General features: G+C 66.3%; 12 protein-coding genes. 4 read left to right on the top strand and 8 right to left on the bottom strand.

Annotated elements, in window-relative coordinates:
• Positions 1–855 precede the first annotated feature (855 nt).
• Positions 856–1,734 (top strand): ABC transporter ATP-binding protein, encoded by an 879-nt coding sequence (locus tag OJA40_RS08795; protein ID WP_263810359.1) that lies wholly within the window; start codon positions 856–858, stop codon positions 1,732–1,734.
• Positions 1,731–3,350 carry an ABC transporter permease gene (locus tag OJA40_RS08790; RefSeq protein WP_263810358.1) on the top strand — a complete coding sequence of 540 codons (1,620 nt, stop codon included), beginning with the start codon at positions 1,731–1,733 and terminating at the stop codon, positions 3,348–3,350. Before OJA40_RS08795 ends, OJA40_RS08790 begins: the two co-directional genes overlap by 4 nt.
• A 179-nt stretch (positions 3,351–3,529) precedes the next feature.
• Here OJA40_RS08790 and OJA40_RS08785 read toward each other — a convergent pair whose 3' ends face one another.
• The 3 genes from OJA40_RS08785 to OJA40_RS08775 all read right to left on the bottom strand — a co-directional run bounded on the left by OJA40_RS08785 (position 3,530) and on the right by OJA40_RS08775 (position 11,541).
• The gene (locus OJA40_RS08785; protein WP_112902739.1) at positions 3,530–3,739 is read right to left on the bottom strand and encodes a hypothetical protein; all 210 of its coding nucleotides are present in this window, start codon (positions 3,737–3,739) and stop codon (positions 3,530–3,532) included.
• Between the two features lie 341 nt (positions 3,740–4,080).
• Positions 4,081–9,081, bottom strand: coding sequence for a PAS domain S-box protein (locus OJA40_RS08780; RefSeq protein WP_263810357.1), 5,001 nt, complete (start codon positions 9,079–9,081; stop codon positions 4,081–4,083).
• Positions 9,082–9,351: 270 nt separating this feature from the next.
• Positions 9,352–11,541 (bottom strand): sensor histidine kinase, encoded by a 2,190-nt coding sequence (locus OJA40_RS08775; protein ID WP_263810356.1) that lies wholly within the window; start codon positions 11,539–11,541, stop codon positions 9,352–9,354.
• Positions 11,542–12,338: 797 nt separating this feature from the next.
• Here OJA40_RS08775 and OJA40_RS08770 point away from each other — a divergent pair.
• The gene (locus OJA40_RS08770) at positions 12,339–13,301 is read left to right on the top strand and encodes a universal stress protein (protein WP_240332924.1); all 963 of its coding nucleotides are present in this window, start codon (positions 12,339–12,341) and stop codon (positions 13,299–13,301) included.
• A 371-nt stretch (positions 13,302–13,672) separates the two neighbouring features.
• Here OJA40_RS08770 and OJA40_RS08765 read toward each other — a convergent pair whose 3' ends face one another.
• A complete protein-coding gene (locus OJA40_RS08765) occupies positions 13,673–14,152 on the bottom strand; it encodes a hypothetical protein (protein WP_013060655.1) in 480 nt (159 codons plus the stop codon).
• Between the two features lie 464 nt (positions 14,153–14,616).
• On the opposite strand from OJA40_RS08765, the gene OJA40_RS08760 reads away from it, so the two are divergent.
• Positions 14,617–16,209, top strand: coding sequence for a methyl-accepting chemotaxis protein (locus OJA40_RS08760; protein ID WP_118840517.1), 1,593 nt, complete (start codon positions 14,617–14,619; stop codon positions 16,207–16,209).
• Between the two features lie 98 nt (positions 16,210–16,307).
• Here OJA40_RS08760 and OJA40_RS08755 read toward each other — a convergent pair whose 3' ends face one another.
• From OJA40_RS08755 to OJA40_RS08740, 4 genes are all read right to left on the bottom strand, one after another.
• Positions 16,308–17,327, bottom strand: a complete 1,020-nt coding sequence (locus tag OJA40_RS08755) for an HDOD domain-containing protein (RefSeq protein ID WP_263810354.1) — start codon at positions 17,325–17,327, stop codon at positions 16,308–16,310.
• A 1,729-nt stretch (positions 17,328–19,056) separates the two neighbouring features.
• Positions 19,057–19,527 carry a hypothetical protein gene (locus tag OJA40_RS08750; RefSeq protein ID WP_011402925.1) on the bottom strand — a complete coding sequence of 157 codons (471 nt, stop codon included), beginning with the start codon at positions 19,525–19,527 and terminating at the stop codon, positions 19,057–19,059.
• Positions 19,528–20,214: 687 nt separating this feature from the next.
• Complete coding sequence (locus tag OJA40_RS08745; protein WP_231847248.1) at positions 20,215–20,853, bottom strand: helix-turn-helix transcriptional regulator; 639 nt, start codon at positions 20,851–20,853, stop codon at positions 20,215–20,217.
• Between the two features lie 468 nt (positions 20,854–21,321).
• Entirely contained in the window at positions 21,322–22,029 is a 708-nt protein-coding gene (locus OJA40_RS08740) for a ferredoxin--NADP reductase (RefSeq protein ID WP_259059852.1), read from the bottom strand.
• Positions 22,030–22,058 lie beyond the last annotated feature (29 nt).

Here is a 22,058-nt window from a genome sequence, read left to right as displayed (position 1 = left end):
CGCAAGCCTAGCGAAACAGCAGAGTCGCCTTCAAGTCCCACCTAATGTTGTACCGATAACCAAGGGCAACACAGCTAAAGAGCATCTGTACCGTCGGGCTGACGGGAGCACCGGAAGGTGCTAATGTCTGCGGAGGACACGTAACACCTTGGTCCGCCTCTGCTAAACCGGAAAACTGTCGGTGGGAGCAAGCGAATGGTCAAGGCTGGTCTTTTGAAACAGAAATTCTTTTCCGTGAGGAAGAATCCCCCGCGCTTCAGCCGGGGGAGAAGTCAATCCGATGTCGATGGGCTCCAGTAACCAGGTGCCGGCGGATCGGGCGGACACCGGTAGACGGGCGTCGATGGACCGACGGGTGCGGACACGCCCGTAGACGTATCCGACGCATCGAAGTCACTGGGGCGACCGGTCGGCCCTCAACGCGTTGGGGCGGGCTCTTTTGTTGGTCTTCGTGTCCCATATGCCGAGGGGCAGAGAGTCGTTCGGCCTTGAATGGCGACCGCAGGCACTCAGAGGGGACGGGTTCCCTTTCGGTCTCGATCTCAAGCAGGCCGGCGCGTTTCATCTCTAGGCCGAAGCCCCCCTTTCGTTCGGGATCCGTGTCCGAAGGATCCCCCCTCGGCCCCACTCGTCGCACAGTCCAACCGGCTCAGCGACGCCCCCCGAACGCTCCGGCGGACCGCGCGTGCCCCTCTACGCGATGCCGCTAGACCGACAATTCTGAGCTGACGCGCCTGCATTGGGGTGCACCGGGGGATCGTGGCGGAGGGGTTCCCCCGCCGAGTGACTCCCGTCGCCGGTTGGGTGCGCGAACCGGGCCCTGGTTTCCCTCTCTTTCTCAGCCCCCCGTTCCGCATGGAGCTCCAGATCGACGACGTGTCGAAGACCTACGGCGACGGCACCGAGGCCGTCCGGGACGTCTCCCTCACGGTGTCGGAGGGCCTCATCGGGCTGCTGGGCCCCAACGGGGCCGGCAAGTCGACACTCATGCGGCTCATAGCGACGATCACGACGCCCACGGCGGGCACCCTCCGTTGGAACGGCACCGACATCGTGGACCGGCCCGTCGCCATGCGGCGGACGCTGGGCTACCTGCCTCAGGACTTTGGGGTCTACCCCGAGCTGACCGCCGAGGAGTTTCTGCACCACATGGCTGCCCTGAAGGGCGTGCCGAGCGGCGCCGCACGCCCCCGGATCGACGCGCTTCTGGAGACCGCCAGGTTGGAGGAGGCCCGAGGCCGCCGGCTGGGCGGGTTCTCGGGGGGCATGATCCAGCGGGTGGGCATTGCCTGCGCCCTGCTGAACGACCCCGACCTGCTGGTGGCCGACGAGCCGACGGTCGGCCTCGATCCGGAGGAACGGGCCCGCTTCCGCGCCCTGCTGACCGACCTGGCCGAGGAGCGCGTGGTGCTCCTCTCCACCCACATCGTGTCGGACGTGGAAGCCACGGCCAGCCGCCTTGCCATCATGCACGACGGCCGCCTCGCCGCCACCGCCGCCCCGGAGGCGCTCATCGACCGGGTGCGCGACCGCGTCTGGGAGTGGGTCGTCGGGCACGATGAGCTGGGCCGTGTCCGCGACGCGTATCGGGTGACGAAGGCGACTCGCGGCCCAGGCGGCGTCCGCGTCCACGCGGTGGCCGAGCAGCCCCCGAGCGCGGAGGCCACCCCCGCCGAGCCGACCCTCGAAGACGCCTATCTCTCGCTTTTGAGCGGCCCCACCTCGCCTCGATGAGTAGTGCCCTTCGCGCCTGGCTCCACACCGCCCTGTCCGACCTGCGGACGCGCCTCCGGGACCGCCGCCTCCTGATGATGGTGGCGGCCTGCGTTTATCTCGGCCACCTGGTTCTGGCCGGCCGGATCGAGCTCACCCTCGTGGATCGCTCGTACCGAGGGGCCGCGAATGCCGCCTGGATGGGCACGGTCTTGTCGCTTACGGCGGCCTTTCTCCTCACTCTCTTCGGCTTCTACCTCGTCCGCGGCGCCCTCTCCCGCGAGCGGCAGGGGCGCACGGCGCCGCTCGTGGCCGCGTCTCCCGTTCGCTCGGTGACGTATCTGCTCGGCAAATGGACGAGCGGCACGTTGTTTCTCCTGGTTCTGGCCGGCAGCATGGCCGTGAGCCTGGCGGTCCTGTTCGTGCTACGAGGCGAGGGCCTCCCCGCCCCTGCCCCGCTCCTAACGCCGTTCCTTCTGTTCGTGGTGCCCACGGCGGCCGTCGTGACGGCCGTTGCGCTCGCCTTTGAGTGCCTGCCCGGTCTTGGGGGGACCGTGGGCGGCATTCTCTACTTCTTCGGCGCCGTGGCGGCGACCGTCGCACCGGTCCTCGGCGCCGCACCGGTGGACCTGCTGGGCATGGGCGTGATTCACGACAGCATGAGCCAGGCCGTGCTTGCGCAGTATCCGGAGGCCGACCCGGGGGCAATGTTTAGTTTCGGATACTACCGGGCCCCCGCCGAGCAGCTAAAGACCGTTCAGTGGGACGGCGTCGCCGTTACGGCCGACCTCCTTGCGCGCCGCGCCGGACTCGTCCTGGCCGGCGGAGCGCTGGCTGCAGGGGCCGCGCTCCCGTTTGACCGCTTCGACCCGAGCCCAAGCTGGCGGGCGACCCTGCGATCAGCATTGCCCGGCCCCAACACGTCCACGCCGAAAACCGAAGCGACCTCTACTGAGCCCCCTGCTACGGCCGGGCCTCCGACCGCAGGACATTCTTCGGGGCCTGAGGGACGCCCCGATGCACCGGGCCCTGCGGAGTCGGCCCCTTGGTCCCTGCTTGGGTCCCTCTCGGCCCTTGTTGCCCTCCGGCCGTTCGGCCTCTTCGCGGTGGAGTGTCGGCGGGCCCTGCGGCGGCGGTCCGGGACCTGGCAGGTGGGCGCCCTGGTCCTGGTCGGGGCGGGGCTGTGGGTCCCGGGAAGCACCGGCCTCCTCGTCGTCGCGTGGCTCTGGCCCCTGCCGCTCTGGTCGGACCTCGGGGTGCGCGAGACGGCCACGCGCACCGCGCCGCTGGTGGCCTCCTCGCCCTATCCCCGTGCCCAGCGCGTGGCGGCGTGGGCGGTGGGGGCCGCGGTGCCCCTGGCGCTACTGGCCGGCCCGCTTTTGCTGGGCGGCCATTGGCGGGCGCTGGTGGGGGTCTTGTTCGTCCCCGCGCTCGGCCTCGCCGCCGGGCGCCTGTCCGGCACGCCCCGCCTCTTCGAAATCGTCTACCTCGTGCTCTGGTACGTTGGGCTCGCCAGCCGGCAGGCCGCGCTCGATTTCGGGGGCGTCGCGCACGCCCCGCCGGGCACGCTCGTCGGCTATGGCCTTGCCGCCGCGGTGCTTCTCGTCGGTGCGGTGACGGCGCCCCGCACCGCGTAATCACCCCCCCTCGGGCGCTGCGCTCCCGCCCGGGACGCGTCGGCCGGGCAGTGCGTTTGCGAAGATGGATTGCCCGGCGCCTCCGCCCGGCACCGCGTCGGCAGCACGGCGTCGGCGGCCGCGCCGCTGGAGGCCCCGGTCCCTACGTGAGCCCCCGTCGTCGGCCCGGGCATCGAAAATCACCCGGCGAAGAACAGGAAAAAGGAGAGGAAGACGATTGCGGGCAGCGCAATGCCAACGACAAATCCGGTGAGCACCTCCCTCAGAATCCCCTCGTCGCGTTTCCGAGGCGCTCTCTTTTCCTCCTCGGTACTGAGCCGGGCAATCATCACCAGGAAGAAGAGGACGGCCACAATCCCTCCCAAGACAACAATCAGCGCAATGGTCATGGCGTCGGTGCACAAAGAAGAGGAGAAGCGGGACGATGTGTTCTACTCTCAACTCCCGTCTCAGTTTGCAGGCACGGCATCCGGAGAGACGGATTCAGAGTAATCCCCGAGGCCCGGGCCTGCCCCGCTGGGGCCTGGAGGCGGGCCCGAAGGCCTGGTCGAGGAGGAGCGACGTCCCGGATGTTGCCGATGGGCGTGTCTCCTGTGCCACCCCCTCTGGACGGCCGTCCGCAACGGTGCACCATGCGACGCCCTCCGCGCACTGTTCTGTGTGCGCTGTTCTGTGTGCGCTGTTCTGTGTGCGCTGTTCTGTGTGCGCTGTTCTGTGTCCGGCGCACGACTCAGGGCTCGTCTAGGCCGTTCTCCACACGTGCCGCCGGAAGCCGGACCGTGAAGCAGGTGCCCTCGCCCTTTTCGGTCTCCACCTCGACGCCCCCCTCCATCTGCTGGAGGGCCTTCCAGGTCACCGCCAGGCCCAGCCCAGTGCCCTCGTACTCCCGGGCCAGGCCCTCGGACTCCTGACGGAACGGCTCGAACAGATCCTCCACCTGGGCCGGGTCCATCCCAATGCCGGTGTCCACCACCTCCAGCACGGCGTCCTGTTTCCCGTCCGTCCGGGCAGAAACTCGCACCGCACCGCCCTCTCCCGTGTACTTAACGGCGTTGCTCAAGAGATTGCGGAGCACGATCTGCACGCCGCCCTCGTCGGCCCGGGCCCAGACTGCGTCTTGGCCTCCCTCCGCCGCCAGGTCAACCCCGGCGTCTCGCGCCTGCGGGTCGAACTCCTGAACGGCCTTCTCGGCCTCCGCGGCCAGGTCAACCGGCTCGGGGGCAAGGTTCATCTCACCGGCCTCCAGCTTCGAAAGGTTGAGCACACCGGTGAGCGTGTTCATGAGGCGCTCTCCGCTGCTTTCGATCAGGGCGGCAAACTGACGGAGCGCCGGCAGGTCCACGTCCGACCGGTCGGTCTTCTCGGTCTGGTCGTCCCCGCCGACCTCCTCCCCGATGGCCTCCGCAAAGCCGAGGATGGAGGTCAGCGGCGTGCGGATCTCGTGGCTCATGTTCGCCAGGAAGACGGACTTCGCCTGGCTTGCCGCCTCCGCCTCTTGGCGGGCCCGTTCGGCCTCCTCTTTCGCCCCGCGGAGAACCGCTTCCCGATCCACGCGACCGAGCACCAGGGTGGCGTAGTCGGCTATCACTTCGACGAGGCGGCGGTCAAAAGAGTCAATTCCTCCAACCCGGCGACTGCCCACCGAGAGGGTGCCGTGGCGGCCCATCGGCACGTAGGCCGCCGCCCGAATATCCCCCCGGTTCACTGCGCTGTCTCCCTCTCGGAGGTTGTGGTAGACCTGGGTCTGACCCGTCCGGTACGATTCGGCCACGGGCGTCTCTTCGTCAAAATTATAGGACTGGCGCTCCGGCATGTGCGCCTGGAGCGCAGGGGAGACGCTGGTGGGGACCAGCCGGCCGTCTTTCGCGAAGCGGACGGCCGTGCCCGCGAAGTCGAACGTTTCGTCGACGAGGTCCACGAGCAGCGCCCCCACGGCCTCCTTGCCCTCGGCCCGAAGCAACTGGTTGGTGGCCTCGTAGAGGGCCTCGACCTTCTGGCGCCGCTGGCGGCGAAACTGCTCCCGCTGCTTGCGGCCGGTCACCTCGCGGGTAGAGCCGACGATTTTCTCGGCCGTTCCCCCCACCAAGACCGGCGTGATTCGGGTCTCCCAGTAGGTCATTTCCCCCTCCAGGGGAATCTCTTCTTCGTATTCGAGGGGCTTCTCCTGGTCGAGGCACTTCTGGTACCGTGCCTTCCGAAACCGGCCGGCCTCGTCTCCAATGGCTTCCACTGGCGTTTTCCCCCGAACGGACGCTGCGGACATCCCGGTGGCCTCCTCGTAGGCGGGATTGAGCTTCTCAATCGCAAACGACGGCTCGCCGCCGGCGTGGTCGACGTCGATCAGGAACAGAGCATCCTGGGCGCCCCGAAACATCGTGTCGGCCTGCTCCAGCTCCCGGCGGCGCTCCCTGCGCTCGGTGATGTCCTGGACCGTCCCCCGCACCCGGACGATCTCGCCCTGCGAGCTGTCCTGCCCCTTCGAGGCATCTCCATTCGCGGCCTCGGCCGCACTGGTGTCGAGTTGCGGCTCCCCGCGGGTGCGGACCCACCGCTCCTCCCCTTCCTGGGTCATCAGGCGAACCTCCATGTCGTAGGGCACGCCCTCCTCGACGGCCCTCCGGAACGCCGCTGCGACCGCATCCCGGTCGTCCGGGTGGTAAAACGCCAGACTTTGCTCCGGGGTCAGGTCGCGGTCCGGCGAAATCCCGTGGATGCGGCATGCCTGGTCCGTCAGCACGCTTCTCTCCTTCCGCACGTCGTACTCCCAGGCGCCCACATTGGCAATCTCCTGCGCCCGCTCAAAGAGGTCGTTTTGCCGCTCCAGGCGCTGCTTTCGTCGCCTTCGCGCAGTGATGTCCCGGCCGATACACACCACCCGGAACCCCTCCCCGGGGCGGTCGACCAGGTTTCCCGCAATCTCGTAGGGCACCGTGGTCCCGTCCGCGCGGCGGAGCGGGATGTCCATCTTTGCATGGCCGGTCATGAACCCGTCGGCAATCTGGGATGCGACCCGCTCCCGCTCCTCTTCGGGGACGAAGCCGAGGGCCTCCATGCCCCCAAGGGCTTCATCGGCGTAGCCGGTGACCTCCACAACGCGGTCGTTCCAGCGCGTAAGCTTGGCCTCCTCGTCGAACACGAGGAACAGATCGTCGATCGCGTCGAGCAGGCGATCGGTGTACTCCCGGTAGTGCTCAAGCTTTTTGCGGCTCCGTACCCGCTCGGTCACGTCTTGGATCAGGGTGCGCGCCACGGCCCGGCCCCCAATTTCGGTTACGCTGGCGGAGACCTCGCCCCAAAACGCCGATCCGTCGGCCCGTTCGTACCGGGCAACGGCCTGGTACGCCGCTCCGTCCCGGAGGGCAGCCCGTTTTTCCGTGGCGACCTCGCTTTCTCCTGACGGGTGGAGGTCGCGTACCGACAGGCCCTCAAGCGCGCCTGTACTGCGACCGAAGAGCGACTCGGCCTGCGGGTTGGCCTCCTGGATCCGGCCCTCCAGGTCGTGGACCAGGATGGCGCTGGAGGAGTCTTCGAACAGCGACCGGTAGCGCTCGCGGCTGCGCTGGAGCTCGGCCTCGGCCCGCTTGCGCTCGTCGATGTCGAGGTGGATGCCCGCGGCGCGGGTGACGGCGCCCTCCCCATCCCGCTCGACCACCCTGCCGATCGTCTGGATCCACTTCCAGCCGCCGGACTTCGTTCGCATTCGGATTTCCGGGTCGTAGGTGCCGGCATCTCCCTCGATGTAGGTCTCCAGCATCTGGAGGGCACGGGGCAGGTCCTCCGGATGCACTAGCGCCTCCCAGGTGCTGAAATCGAAGTCCAACTCCTCACGGGAGTAGCCCAGCATTTCGGCCCACCGCCGGTTAAAAATCACCTCGTCGGTCTCCAGGTCCCAGTTCCAAGTGCCCACGTTGCCCCCCTCCACGGCCATCGACAGCTGCTCGCGGCTGCGCCGAAGCTTCTCCTCGGTTTCCTTCCGCGGGGTAATGTCCTGGAGGGCCCCGGCTACTTTTGTCACCTCCCCCTCGGACGTCTCGGACGGGCCCCCCACGGTGCGGACCCACCGGCGGTGTCCCTCCGCGGTGACGACCGGGAGCTCCAGGTCATAGGGCGTTCCCGTCTCCACACAGCGCTCAAACGCCTCCCTGACCTGCGGGCGCGCCTCGGGAGCAAAAAACTGGAATCCCTTCTCCGCGGTGAGTGCCGGTTCGCCCTCCATCTCCAAGATTTGGTAGAACGCCTCCGACCCGGTCCCTTCTCCGGTCTCCACATCAACCTCCCACGCCCCCGCCAGCCGCTGGGTTTGCTCCAGGAGGCCCTTCTGCCTGCGGAGCTGTTCCTCTTGCTCTCGCTCCTCGGTCACGTCCCGCTGGACGGAGACCCAGTGCTGAATCTCTCCCCCTTCCCCTGTCACTGGGGCCACGTTCCACTGCACCACGTACGGCGTTCCGTCCTTCCGGTAGTTGACCGTCTCCCCCTGCCAGTGCTCCCCCGCCTCCAGGGCTGCGCGGAGCGAGCCGAGCACTGCCTCGTCGGTCTCTGGGCCCTGCAAGACGCGGGGCGTTCGGCCGAGCACCTCTGCCTCCCGGTAGCCGGTCATCGCCTCGAAGGCCTCGTTGGCGTAGACAATCCGGGGCCCGGGCTCGTCGAGCGGCCCGGCCTCCGTGACCAGTACGGCCTCCCGGGCCTGCCCCACCGCCTCGGCCAGAAAGCGGTGCTCCTGCTCCCGGACCCGGCGCCGCAGCACACGCTCGGTCACGTCTTTTAGGACCACCTGCCGCCCTCCGCCCCGCCCGTACCTGCTTTGGGACAGGCGGAAGTATCGGGCGGTCCCGCTCTCGTCGACCTGGAGGGGCTCCGCCCCCTCCGCAATCGCCTCCGCCACCTCCGGAAGGAGATCCGAAAGGCGTCGGCCGACGGCGCTCTCTTCCGCCAAGGCCGGAAAGAGCGTGGCGGCCGCCTCGTTGTAGTTTCGCAGCCGTCCCCCCTTGGAGAGCACTAAGGCCGGATTTGCCTGAGTGCCCGTCCGGCCCGTCTCTTCAAACCGATCCTGGTAAACAAACAGCACGCCGATCGCAAACGCCGCCACGCCGACCGGCTCGTGACTCACGTCCAGCAGTGCGGGGCTAAGGTACCCCAGCCCGTTCGCGATGAGCGGAAGGGCCGTCAGCCCGAACAGGCCCGCCAGCTGCCCGGCCCCAACCTGAACGCGCCGCAACGGCTCGGCGACCATGAAGAAGCCGACTGCCGCCAAGGTGTAAGACAGAGCGGCGGTGATCCAGTAAAGCGTTCGGTGGTCGATCTGGAGATGAGCAAACGGGGTGGTGTGCCACCCGGCCGCGAAGTACAGCCCGTGCCAGGCGTTGGTCAACTTTGTGAGCGTCACCACCACAAACACGACGAGAGCAATTCCTTGAACCATTCGGCGCCGGTGCAGCCTGCGCCCGCTGTAGGCGGAGCAGAGCCAGCCCCAGGCCCAGACCGTGCCGAACCCGACGACGAGCCCGGCCTCGTAAAAGACGGTTTTCCACTGCAGGCCCGGGGCGAGAAGCATTCCGACGTGCGCAACGGCCCAGAGGCCGCTCGTGGACAGCAGGGCAACCAACCCGCGGCGTACGTCCGAACCCGCAATCCGCTGGGCCCGCCACGCCCCGAGCAGGCAGGACAGGGCCGCCCCCCCGAACACCGAGATGTATATTAAATAGACGGGTTTACCAAGAGGCGGTGGCCACATAAACATGTCATATTTTCCTCCGGCGAAGCATTACGCTGTTTTCAACCCAAACCTCCTTCGCGAATGTAGGATTCGTCTCTTGCTTTGTCGTTTTACTTTTGTCTCGGCGTGTAAATCAAACCAGTACGGCACAACGAACCCTCGGGGCCCAGCCGAACCTTCGGCCGGAGCGGATGGGACCAGTTGGACAGGCAGAAACGACCAGATCCGAAAGCAGGCCTGCCCCGGCGGGTGCGGTTTCTGCGGGTGCGGTTTCTGCGGGTGCGCTCTCTACGAGTGCGCACTGCCTACGGCCTCAACGTCGACCCCTGTGACCTCGAACCGCGCGCCCCCCGCCTCGCTTTGGGTGGCCGAGAGGCTCCACCCGTGCGCCTTCGCGATGGACTCCACGATGGAAAGGCCCAGCCCCGTCCCCTCGTCGCTGGAGGAATAGCCCGCCTCGAAAACCGCCTCGGGGTCGTCCCCGGAAAAGCCCGCCCCGTCGTCCTCCACGTAAAACCCATCACTCAGTGCCCCGACCCGCACGGTTACGGTGTCCCCTCCGTGCTCAATGGCGTTGCGGAACAGATTCTCCAACAGTCGCCGGACCCGCTCCGCGCTGCACCGTAGCCGGCACGCCCCCTCGAACTGGAGGGTTGCCCCTTCGGCGCTGCCCTGGTCTGCACCGTCCTGGTCCGTACCGACCTGGTCCGTACCGACCTGGTCCGTACCGACCTGGTCCCAGCTCGCCTCGGCCATGGCCGCCAGGCCATGCGTCGATAGCTCCTCCGGGCCGATGTCCTGCCCGCCCCAGGTCAGGGTCAGCACGTCCTCGATAATCTCGTCCATGCGGCTTAGGGATCGGTCCACCGCCGCCAGGTGACTCCGGGTCTTCTCCGGGGCCCGCTCCTCACGGGCCAGACGGAGGCGTCCCGTCGCCACGTTCAGCGGGTTCCGGAGGTCGTGGGCCACCAGGCCCGCGAAGCTATCGAGCCGGGCGTTCTGGCGCTTGAGTTGGGCCTTGGCGCGGCGCTGCCCCAGCTCGTAGCTGGCCCACTGCGCCATCAGCTCCACAAAGACGCGCTCGCGCCCGGCAAATGCCTGTTCTCGAGGTTCCTCGGCCGCGAAGCAAAACGTGCCGTAGAGCTCCCCCTCCATAATGATCTGCGCCCCAACGTACGCCCCGAGTTCAAACGTCTGATGCGCCGGGTCGCCGGCCCAGCCCTCGGCGACGGCGTCCTGCACGACCAGCGAGCGTTCTTTTTGAATCGTGTTCCGGCAGTACGACCGGGACAACGGGCAGCTCTCCCCCGGCTGAAGAAGTGGATGGGTGCCCGAGGCAAAAACGATCTCCTGCGTCTCGTCCGTAATGCGCGTCAGAAAGCCGTACGGAAGCCCCAGGTGCTCCCGCCCCAGGTCGATGAGGCGCCGTGCCTTCTCTTCGAAGCCTGCCTCCCGATCGGCCGTGATGCGGTACATCGACCGCAGCGCCTCCCGCTCGTTTTCTAGGACGTGCTCCCGCGCCTTTCGCTCGGTGATGTCCTGAAACGTGCCCCGGACGCTGGTGACTTCTCCCGCTTCGATCTGGGGCGTCCCGCGGGCCCGCACCCACCGCCCCTCTCTCTGCTCGTGCCCGACCGGCAACGCCTCCCCGCCGAGCCGCAACTCTCGGTCGAAGGGCACTTCCTCCTCAACGGCACGCTCGATCATCCCTTGAATGACAGGCTGGTCTTCGGGATGGTACGCCGCGATCGCCTCCTCTGCGGTCGGCTCGTAGCCTTGCGGGAGGCCGTGGATCTCCCGCACCTGCCGGGTCCAGAAGACCTCCCCGGACGAGACCTCATACTCCCACGCGCCGATGTTGGCGAGCTTCTGGGCCCGCCTGAACAGATCGTTCTGGCGCTCCAGCCGCTCGCGGGCGTCGAGTTGGCTCCAAATAACCACCCCTTCCACGAAGGCGACCGTCGCCAGTCCCCCGACCGTGGGCAGCGCCTCGGCGGCACGGACGGGGCCGAACGCCGCCCCCGCCGTGCCGGCCAGAAGCCCACCCCCCAAAAACCACCAGACGGGCCTCATGGACGGGGCCCCGATGGCTACGGCAAACGGAAGAATGCCGTAGAGGAGCACAAGTCCCATGTCGTAGCTCCCGGCAAACCCGTTGAGCGTGGCCACCGAGCAGTACCACGCCATGAGAATATAGCATGCGCCCCTTGCCCACACCGCAAACCGGCGCCGGACCGCACCTGACGCGTAGGACGCCCCGACCAGTCCGACGAGAAGGGCCGACAGCCCGAGGCGGGCCCACATTGGGTCGGTCGCCTGGGGATCGGGGGCCGCGAGAAGGACGCCAAACACTGGCACCACCACGGCCCCCAGAAGACCGAGCAGGCGGTAGGCCTGCACGTCCGACTGCTGCTCGCCGGACAGCTCCTCCCCCTCGGGCCGAAGGATTGAGAACGGGGGCCAGGCCAGGTCGCTCATGACAAAAATCTGTCAGGGGAGGCATGTGCTATCGAACGAGCGGCCTCTCCGGGCGGGACGGCCCCCAAGCGGAAAAGCGTGCGCATTTGCGCTCTCCGCCGGCCCTGTTGCCCTCAATCCGCCAAGGGCACTACACGCCATGTGCTCGGGATGTCGCATCACGCAGAGGGCACCGTCGTGTCGAAAAGACCGTCACGCCGAAGGTGCTGCCGTCATAGGTGCAATAATCATGCGAGAGTGACCTTCTGGCCACTGCGGGGACGCCATCGTCGCCGCCCCGTGACGGGAGCGGGTCCGTCCGGCACGAGTCGTTTTTAGATGCCCGCTGCACGAGAACGAGACCGGGGCGGGAAAACCGGACGGGGGCGCATGCCCGGCATGCGGGGAGGGCCCCGGGAACGCCCTGCGCCAGCCCCCCGCCCCGTCGGCCCGCCTTTCTTTCGGGGGCCGCCGGACGCTGGACAGGCACCGCTCCTGCGGCTCTTCTCTGCACCATCGGCGTCTCTCGTCGCGTCACGCGCAAGGGGCAGAACCCATTCGATCTGAGGAGGACATTTTCGCACCAGACGGCAACGTTCACGTTGGAGAAATGTCCGGAGGGGAACGAGGCGGTCGCCACGCGCTGCAACCGTACCGCCCGAATGCAGCACTCAACGGGCCCCATCGCCGGCCGTCCCGCCATCGGTCGGTCCGGCAGCGGGCAGCCCCCCGCACGCGTCCTGATGCAGGCGCCCCAAGGCCGCCGCAGGGGCCCTCGCGACCCTCCGTCGTTCTCAGTCGTCACCGCTTCCGAGCCCGTGTTTCAAACGCTTCTGGTTGCCCATGACTTCTCCCCCTCCTCCAGCCGCGCCCTGGCCCACGCGGTGGACCTTGCCGCCCGGACCGGAGCCACCCTCCATCTGATGTACGTGGACCGAACGGCCGAGGGCGTGCTGTTTGAGGGCGGAAAGGCGCCCCCGGACGACGAGCTGCAGGACCGGTTCGAGGAACGGTGCCACGCGTCGCTTGCCCCGCACGACCGTTCCCCAGCCGAGGACCGAGTCGTGTGCCACGCGGTGCGGGGCGTGTCCCCGGCGCCCCTGCTCGTGGAGAAGGCCGAAGAGATCGACGCCGACCTCATCGTGACCGGGACCGAGGGACGCCGCGGCGCCCGGCGGCTCATCGTCGGCAGCGTGGCGGAGGAGGTGCTCCGCACGGCGCCCTGCCCGGTCCTGACGGTCCGACAGCGAGAGGCCGGCGGGGCGTCCGGGTCCACGGGCGAGGCGGATGACGCCTCCGGCTCTGCGGATGAGGACCCCCGCTTTGCGGTGGAGCAGATCGTCGCACCGGTCGACTTTTCCGATCTCACGGAGGTGGCCCTGCGGCACGTGGCCCAGCTTGCGCCCCTCTACGACGTCCCGGTGACGCTCGTGCACGTCGTGGAGGACCCGACCATGCCGTCCGTCTACGAGGTGAACGCCTCCGCGGTGCGGGCCCGCGCGGCCGAGCAACGGGCAGAGGAGGCGCTTCAATCGCTGGGGGCGCCGATCGAAGAAACGGGCGTGTCGGTGTCCTATCTCGTCCACCGAGGGCAGACCACCAGCACCGTCGTGGAGGCCACGGGCCACCGGGACACCCTGACCGTAATGGGAACGAAAGGCCTGTCTGGACTGCGCCGCGTCATGCTCGGGAGCGTGACCGAGGCCGTCATCCGGGCGTCCGACGGGCCCGTTCTGGCGGTGCCCGCCTCCGCCCACGGGGCGTCTTCGGCGGACGAGTAGGGCCAGGGCGCCCCCACTGCCCGTCGGCGCCCGCGAGCGGCGCGTTCCACCGGATCGGACATTTGGGGCCTCTCCGGTAGGACCGCCCCCACTACTTCAGAGGCATCGAGCCTGTCCCCCCTAGCCGGCCTGTCCCGGGAGCAAATCCATTTGGCACGAGGGCCCTGTACAAAGAGGGAAGTGGCCTTGCACCTTTTGTAACAGTGACATTGGGCACGGACAGAATGCGCTCCGCAAATGCTTTCGACTTCTGGAAGAAGAGGCTCGATACGTTCGTATTGCTCGTCGGTGAGTTCACAGCGGCGTCGAGGCATGTCAGAACGGCTCGCTTGGTCCTAAAATTTATGCGAACCGTTCATACGGCCTTTTTATCAGACAGTGCCTAGCCAGGCGTCCAGGGCGTCGGCTTCTTCCGGCTCCACTCGGACCTCATGCCGTCCCCAATCCCACCACCTGCTAAGAGTCCCTGTGATCACCAGACCGGCCTCGGCCTGCTCGGCAGATTCGACCTCCAGATGGAACTGCTTCTCGGGTTTAAACCACCACTCGCTCGGGCTCTGGACGACCAATCGGTCCTCCTCGGCCCACACCTCGGTCGGGACGAACCCCCGGCGGTTCATGTACATCACGCCGAGAAAAGGTGATACCCCAACTCCACCGATCACGAATGTAGCCGCTAGGAACTCCACCACTCCCATGTCCGGGATGAAAAGCAACCAACTCCCGAACCCGCCAACTGCAAGTCCAACGATAGCACCAGAAACGAGGGTAAGAATCAGATCCGTTTGCCGGACCTCGGCATTCAAAGTCTCGTCCATGTTCTTAGGCTCATCCTTTATAGGCTCATCCATTTTTCCTTCGTGGCCCTGAGCAAGTGGTGGACCGAGTGCGGGGCTACCTTCGGGGAACGGATTCGGATAGGCACATGTGACCCCGACGGTCTAACGTCAAGGGTGACGGGACGTGCTCCGGTTCAATCGTTCTGCTCGTGCCGGTGCGCTGCGCTGTATCCTTCAAGCCACGCCGACAGCGGAATCGGAAAGCTGGGCAGACCTGAGCGGCTTACAAGCCAGAGCGGGCGGATCATCTGACGGCAAAGCCATCTGATGACGAAGCTCTTCGGGGAGCAGCGCGGCGAAGCCATCATCTAACATCCATTTGTTACCCCAACGTCCTTGTTTCTGCGATGTGTCCCCGTATATTTCGGCCGTTCTGTAACATTACCGTAGTACTGAGTTTAATTTTTTGTAACACGGTCCGATAATCTAGAACACGTTCCGAGCTTGGCCTCCCTTCACGGTCAGAGACAAGTGCCATGCTTACCCAACTCTTCGGATCTGGAGACTCTACACGGACGGACGCACAATCACCTGTGGGCAACGCTGGACACGACGCCGACGGCAGCCCCATCCAGGACGACGAGGGCAGCTCAGGAGTGACCGAGGCCGCCCTCATTGAGGGCGTCCACCGGTCGATGGGTGTCATCGAATTTCGCCCCGACGGGACCGTTGAGGCCGCCAACGAAAATTTCCTCGATCTCATCGGGTACGAGCTCGGGGAGATCAAGGGCGAGCATCACCGCATCTTTGTGGAGGACGAATATGCCCGGTCGGAGGAGTACCGCGCCTTCTGGGAGAAGCTTCGGCGCGGGGAGCCGCACGAAGGCCGCCTGAAACGAGTCGACAAGGACGGTCGCGTGCTGTGGCTTCAGGGCACATACGTTCCGGTGTTTGGGGAGGGGGAGGAGGTCCGGAGGATCGTCAAAATCGCAAACGACATCACCGATCGGGTCGAGGCCGAAAACAAGCGGGACACCCTCACCGAGCAGGTGGAGATCCTCTTGGGCGCGATGGACCGGTTCGCGGATGGGGACCTGACCGTACGGATCGATGCGGAGGCGGACGGAGACATCGGGCGCCTCTACGACGGCTTCAACCGATCGGTGGACAACCTCCAGCGGATGGTCGAGCAAATCCGAGAGGTGGCCCAATCGACCATGGCGTCGGCCGGTCAGATCAGCTCGTCGTCGGATCAGATGGCCGCCTCGACCGAGGAGCAGTCTGCACAGGCAGAGGAGGTGGCCGCGGCGGTGGAGGAGCTCAACCAGACGATCGACGAAAACGCCCGTAGTGTCCAGTCGGTCGCCGAGGCCGCCGAGGCCGGTGGCCAGAAGGCGCGAGAGGGCGGCGAGGTCGTCGAAAAGACGACCGAGAAGATGGAAGAAATTGTGAGCGCGGCCCAAGAGACCGCTTCGGTCATCGAGGGGCTTGCCACCTCTAGCGAAAAGATCGGCCGGGTTGTCGATCAGATCGATGAGATTGCCAACCAGACAAACCTGCTTGCGCTGAACGCGGCAATCGAGGCCGCCCGGGCCGGAGAAGACGGGGCGGGCACCGGCCAGGGGTTTGCCGTCGTTGCCGAAGAGGTGCGCGAGCTCGCCGAGGAGGCCGACACGGCGACTGATGAAATCGCTGAGATGATCGAGCAGGTTCAACGAGAAACCAGCGGCGCGGTCGAGGCAGCACGCCGAAGCAGCCAGAAGGCCGAAGAGGGAATGGAGCTTGCCGACCGGACTGGTGGGGCCATCGAGGAAGTGATCACCTCCATCGGTACGGTGGAGGAGCAGGCGGAGGAGATCGCGACCGCCTCTGAGCAGCAAAGCGCCACCAGCGAGCAAATTGCACAGAGCGTCCAGTCGATCTCGACGGCGGCTCAGGGGTCGGCGGCCGGCGTAACCCAGGTGGCCGATTCGGCCGATGAGCTCGACGCCCTCACCGAGCGCCTTCGCGGCGCGGTCCAGCGGTTCGATCTTGATAAGGAGGCCGAATCCCCCCGAAAAGGCCCGGGCAGGTCAGCGCCGCAGAACCACGGAGGCGATGGGCACCGGTCGGAACAGGTGTCTTTGTGAGAGGAATGCAGAAGACTCTGAATGAATGGGCAGAAGCGTGCAGGCTCTGTGCCTCGAAAAGAGGGCCCGAGAGAGCCGCCTCGACAACCTGAGATTGATCAATCCGAGAACGACTCCGCCACCGGCAGGTCCAGAAGGAACCGGGTGTAGAGGACCGTCTCCTTCGAAAACTCCTCCGTCACGGCCTCCAGGCTCGGCCTCGAAGCGTCTTCCACCCAGGCCTTCCAGGCCGGATGCTCGGCGCACGTCTCCCAGTCGCGCGTCGCACTGGTTGCGCTGATCCCTGCGAGCTCCGGGGCCATCGTTTTCGTCAACAGATTCGCCACTCGGGCCGCATGCACGCCCTGATTCCCCCCCACGGTGCTGCCGCGGCGCTGCGTCGCGGCATCGGCCAGGGGCTCAGGGAGATGCAGCGTCTCGGCCGCCCACGCTGCGGCCTCGACGTGATCGCACCCGAAGGCCGCCTGCTCCATGACCTGCGGATCCGCGTTCCCGTATCCCCGGTCCGTTCGGTCCTGGCTGTAGAGGGCGGCCGCTTTCTCCGGGTAGCTGTGGAGAAGCACGAGTTTGCCCAGGTCGCAGATGAGTCCCTGGGCGAATCCCTTCCACTCGAAGGAGGCCCACATCGGGGCGGATTGCGTCGGGGCGGCCTCCTCCGCGGAGGGCTCCGGCTGGTTCCGAGGCGGGTGGTCCCGGGAGGGGTCGGGCGCCTCCTTCGACGGGTCGTCCCCGTCCGGCGGCTCGCCCCCGCCCGACGACCCGCGCAACAGCCGTTGGGTGAGAGCGGCCGTCGCTTCGCTGTGGTAGATGAGGCGGGTCAGTTGCGGGCCGGCCGGCCCGTCTCGAAGGGGGCGCCACCTTCGCATGCTCAGCTCAACGACCAGCCCCGCCGCCGTGACCGGACCGATCATTTGAACGGCCGGGCCCAGCTCGCCGATCGGCCGTCGAAGATGGCTGTTGATGCGGCGTAGGATCCCGCTCTCAAGCCGGGGGTCGCAGTCTACCGCCGCAGAAACGGCCTCCGCGCCGGCGAAGCCTGACTCGTGGAGAGGCCCCAGAACTTCAGGAAGCGCCCAGGGAAGCGGGGGCACCTGCAAGTCGGAATCGTTTTCAATCACGCTGGGAAGCTCGACGTTGTCCATCGGTCGGGGAAGAGGCAAACCAGAGGGCTGCCGGTCAACGGAACCCGCTTTCCGTCGGAACAGGTCCGACCCGGGCGGGCCCGGCCGCCACGGGCCCGAGACTGTGCGCCAGTGCGTTGAGGGATCTGCTCACACGGCCACCAGACAATGCGCGCATCCTCCCCATGCGAAAAGGCTTCTTCCCGGCACCGGACTGGAATTCCACTTTGGCAAGGAGGCCACTTGAGTCCAGACGTAGTGATCTGGAACGGCCCGCATGAGTTCTCCCAAAGAGGGAAAATCGCGTCACGGTTTCCGCTCCTAGAGTGCGTCCATGTGGAGACTGAAAACTTAAAGTCTCTTCACGCCATCTAAAAAAGCCCTTCCACGCTCGATGTGTGTGCCCTTGACGTGCTGAATCGATAAAAAGGGGGAGGGGCGCCCGATAACCTGAACGCCGCTGGGAGGGGCGGGCCACCGGCTGCAGCCCCTACAGGCGCAGCAGGCGTTGCCTCCGAGAGAAGACCCTGCCGGGCCGGACTGGCCCTGTGGTTTCTCTGCCTCGCTGTCTGAACGGAGGACCCGCCCCTGCCGGGCAGTCCATCCCGCACAGCCCGAACATCGGAGCTCAGGGTCAGGGCGGCCAAGCGGGGGCCGTGGATGGGCTGTCACCGCGGCAGAGCGAACGCTGTGACCGAGCGGAAGCGCAGGTGCTCCGTCTGGCGCTCGGGTCCAACACACCGGGCCCAGGCGCCACTCGATCTGAACCTCCCCTAGCTTTCTCTGCCATGTTTGGGACGTCCGGCGTGCTGTTTGGGTCGGTGGTCGTCTGGGGCGCAGCCGCAATCTGGGCGGCAGGCACGCTGACGCTTCTGATCTCTTCTTTCGCCCCGACGGAACACGAAGGGCCAACCCGGCTCCCCGCTTGGGACGGTCCTCCCCCGCGTGTCTCCGGCCCCTACAGAACGGCATCCGGGACCGGGCCCCACAATGCAGACGGGCCGGTTGGGCCTCCAGGCGCCTCTTCCCGCCGCTCCGGCCTGCCAAGGCCCCACAGTCAACTCGGCTCCATGGACCGGCCCCGCCCGTCGGTTCGCTCCCTCCACGCCCATCTTGACCAACGGCCCCATCTTGACCGACGGCACGGCGCCTCGCCCCCCGGCACGCGTCCCCTGCACTGGCTGCCATTCAGGTCCCCGCGCCCGTGGTAGGCGCAGTCCCACGCCGGCGGCCCCCAGCCCCTCCGAGCACGCGTGCCTGGATCAAGCTTCAGCTTCTCGGTTCGGACTGTGGACATTCGGGGCGCCCCAACGGAACGACCGGGCCCTCTGGTCCCCGCTTCCGACGTACGAGGACGCGGATCGCCCCCGACTCACTGTCGCCTCACGCCGAGTCTGACCACCGCGAGATCGCATCTGTCCCGGGGCGCCTGTCCTCAGTGGGGTTTGCCTCCCCGATCCCGTCGTCCTGGCTGGCGTCTTTCGTCCGGGCCTGTCGTCTTCGTCGCCGGTGGGTTTCAGTCTGGCGGTGGCGGCTCGACGGTCGTGGGGAGGCGCCTCCCCTGAGGACCAGGAACGCCGTGCCGGCGGCGGCGATCACGACCAGTGCAATGGCGATTTCAGTCCACATTTCGTCGGGGGGGTGCTGGAATCCACAAATCGCGCGGGGATGGGCTGGCGGCCCCGCTTCCCTTCGACGTGCCTCGTGCCCCGCCTGGCGCTCTGCTTCAGTTGCTGTGCCCGTCGGCGTCGGTGTCGACGACCTTCACCGGGTCCTCGGCCCCCGGCTCGACCTTTGCCTTCACAATTTGCCCGTCCGGGTATCCCTGGCCGGTCTGCTCGCTTCCACAGTCGACGTACACCACAGTGCCCCCGTCGGAGTGGTCGATGTCGCAGGTGGCGGTTTCCCCGGCCCCGATCGCCAAAATCCCACTTCCGTACCGGCCGGAGCTCTCGGGCGCCACCGCGCTGGCAATTGCTTCGTCGCTCGGGTAGGGATGGCTCACGTCGATGCCCCCAAGCTGAGAGGGCTTTTTGTGGGCCACGACGATGTCGGTGCCGATCAAGACGGACCGTTGAGCGAGGGCGTCCTGGGTGGCCTGCCGCTGGCCCTCGCCGAACGCCTCGATCCCGGCGACGACGGAGAGGCCAACGATTACCGCAGAAAGTGCGAGCAGAAGAAGTTGCTGTTGACCCATTGAGGACTATTGGTCGATGGATGTCGTTGCGCGGGCCCTGCCTCCCGTCACGGTCTCCCCTCGGCTCCCTTGCAGGCGCCTGACGACTCCTGGTGGGGGATCGTCGGGCAACCGGTTTGCCTCAGGGTGACGGAGGCCACGGGGTAAAACCCACTTTTTGGAATACGAGGCTCTGCAAACTGATTCTAAAAGATCATACAGACGTGGAACGTCTGCCCGGTAGCGCCTGCTTCCGGGTCGCCGACAGGGGGGCGTGCCGGGGGCGGCCCTCGCGGTTCTCCCTGTGGCGTCTCCGAACATCTCAGGTTGTTGGAGAGCCGGAAGGCTACTGGCAGTAGCCTTCTCGTTTCGATTAGCTATGACCTCGGCCTCGGCCGGACTGGCGGTGTGCTCTTTCGAGTCCTAGGCCCGAGGAGAGAGCTTCTTCTGGTGCAAACCACCCGCCCGCGGCGTCCGACAGATCAGTACGCTCGCGGAGACAAAGGGGACTTCAATTCCGCGGCCCTCGGCCTACACGTCGCTTTCCAAATCGCAGCCTGCATCGGTCGGAGGAGCGGAGATTGCTCTTTCTTTTCCCTTTGATGAAGAAGGTTACCCGACACGGAATGCGGTGCCCAACGGTAGACGGTGCCCCACGGCGAAGTCCCCGTGGTGAGGGGCAATGCTGCCGGAAGGCGGGCAAACGTTCTACGTCGCATCGACGACAAACTCGCACTGAGGACACTCCCCATCAGCGTCGCAGCGCCGCTCAACGGGGAGCTCGGTCAGCTCCTCAATCATTGCCCGTGCCAGGTCACAGGCTACCTCTCCGTGAGCCCGCACGCTGGCGGACAGGGGGCAGCTGCTGCCCTCCAGGCGGTACTGTTGTCCTTCCTCATGCACTTGCGGAAGACCGCCCATCTCTTCAAGCACGTCGCGGGCGTGGCCGACCCGCACGGAAGCTTCCGAAACCAGCACATCCGGTTTTTCCATCTGCCCGAGCCGCCGCCCGGTTTCCTCAAGGATTGGGTCTGCATTCACCCATTCCGTCTTCTGAAGAACGGAGAGGAGGGTGTTCAAAAGCGTATCGTACGGCTTCGGAAAGAGATCTTCCGCCTTCCGGGTGAGCCCGTAGACGTGCTCCGGCTTCCGCTCAGTGGGGCGCCGGCCTGTAACCTCCACGATGCCGTCGGACTTCAGATTCGAGAGCTGTGCTCGGACGGCATTTCGCGTAAGCCCCAGGTGGTCGGCCAGTTCTCGAACCGTGCGGTCCTCCGGCCGAAGCAGCTGAACGATCTGGCGACGGGTTCCACCAAGGAGGGCTTGCAGAAGCGGGGGCTCGTCCATTGAGGGTTGATCGGAGGTGAAGGACAATGAGACTCAACGTTTGCGCTTCATAGCTGTCTGGAATACCTGAAACAGACATTTGGTTTCTTTTCAGTCGCAGAGGGCTTCACGGTCTCCTCCAGTCGGGAGCGGTGCAGAATCTTGACCCGAATCAGGCATCAACATGGGCGAGTGGATGAGACCAAGAGCGTAGTGGACAAAAAAGATGAGGGGAAATCCACCCCCCTGGAATGGCTGCCACGGAGGACAGGTGGCAGGGAAAACAGAACCACGTCGAGCACAGCTGCTGGGGGGATGGCGCATACAAGCGGTCTTCGAAGCGGGACGGAACTCCAGTACAGCCCCTCGAAAAGAGAAAGCTTTTCTTCCTCGGAGACAGCCGGTCCTCTGCAGGCAGTTGGCCAACTGTGCGTGCAGAAGCAACGGCAGCAGGCAGGGATCTACGCTGTGGCTGCTACACTGCGTCGCTTATACCGCGTCGCTTTCCCAGCCCTCGGTGAAGATGCGGCCGTCGTCGACGCCCTCCTCCTGCAGCATCTCTTCGCTGTCGACCACCATCGGGGGGATCCCGCAGATGTAGTAGTGCGGGTCCTCGAAGCGCCCGTCCACCACATCGCCCAGGTGGGTCTGTACGTGCCCGGTCGGCCCGTCCCAGTCCTCGTCGGACAGGGAGTAGAGCACCTCCAGATTGTCGCGGCCCGCGGACAGGTGGTCAAGGGTCTCCCGGTACATGATGTCCTCCTGCGTCCGCTCCCCGTAGAGGAACGCCGCCCGGCCGCTGCCCTCGCTAAAGTACTGCTTGAGCATCGCGATCATTGGGGTGATGCCCGTCCCGGTCGAGAGGAACACGACATCTCGGTCCAAGTCGCGCAGATGCAGGTTGCCGCTGGGCTTGGTAATTGTGATCTCCTCCCCTACCGACCGGTCGTGCATCCAGGTCGAGGCCGTGCCGTCCTCGTAGCGCTTGATGCCGAGGGCTAGGGCCCCGGTGCCCGGCAGGTTGACCGGCGTGTAGGGGCGCTGCACCGTGTCCCCATCCTGCTCAAATTCGATGACGATGTGCTGGCCTGGTTCGTACGAGAAGGTGTGTCCGTTTGCCTCCAGCACGAATTGCTTGACCCGAGGGGTCATTTCGTGGATGGAGGTAAGTGTGGTCTCTAGCGTGTCGGAAGCCATGGCAGGATTGGAACGTGTGACGTGGGAGG

Source organism: Salinibacter pepae, from assembly GCF_947077775.1.
GTDB lineage: Bacteria > Bacteroidota > Rhodothermia > Rhodothermales > Salinibacteraceae > Salinibacter > Salinibacter pepae.
The sequence above is the reverse complement of the archived record's forward strand: the minus strand, read 5'-3'. Positions and strand labels throughout refer to the sequence as shown.

What these genes read in the sequence shown, in the direction of transcription:
- OJA40_RS08780 (WP_263810357.1), bottom strand. Translation starts at nt 9,081, where the DNA reads ATGTGGCCACCGCCTCTTGGTAAACCCGTCTATTTAATATACATCTCG.
- OJA40_RS08745 (WP_231847248.1), bottom strand. Translation starts at nt 20,853, where the DNA reads ATGGACGAGCCCCCGCTTCTGCAAGCCCTCCTTGGTGGAACCCGTCGC.
- OJA40_RS08750 (WP_011402925.1), bottom strand. Translation starts at nt 19,527, where the DNA reads ATGGGTCAACAGCAACTTCTTCTGCTCGCACTTTCTGCGGTAATCGTT.
- OJA40_RS08795 (WP_263810359.1), top strand. Translation starts at nt 856, where the DNA reads ATGGAGCTCCAGATCGACGACGTGTCGAAGACCTACGGCGACGGCACC.
- OJA40_RS08785 (WP_112902739.1), bottom strand. Translation starts at nt 3,739, where the DNA reads ATGACCATTGCGCTGATTGTTGTCTTGGGAGGGATTGTGGCCGTCCTC.
- OJA40_RS08790 (WP_263810358.1), top strand. Translation starts at nt 1,731, where the DNA reads ATGAGTAGTGCCCTTCGCGCCTGGCTCCACACCGCCCTGTCCGACCTG.
- OJA40_RS08740 (WP_259059852.1), bottom strand. Translation starts at nt 22,029, where the DNA reads ATGGCTTCCGACACGCTAGAGACCACACTTACCTCCATCCACGAAATG.
- OJA40_RS08765 (WP_013060655.1), bottom strand. Translation starts at nt 14,152, where the DNA reads ATGGATGAGCCTATAAAGGATGAGCCTAAGAACATGGACGAGACTTTG.
- OJA40_RS08775 (WP_263810356.1), bottom strand. Translation starts at nt 11,541, where the DNA reads ATGAGCGACCTGGCCTGGCCCCCGTTCTCAATCCTTCGGCCCGAGGGG.
- OJA40_RS08760 (WP_118840517.1), top strand. Translation starts at nt 14,617, where the DNA reads ATGCTTACCCAACTCTTCGGATCTGGAGACTCTACACGGACGGACGCA.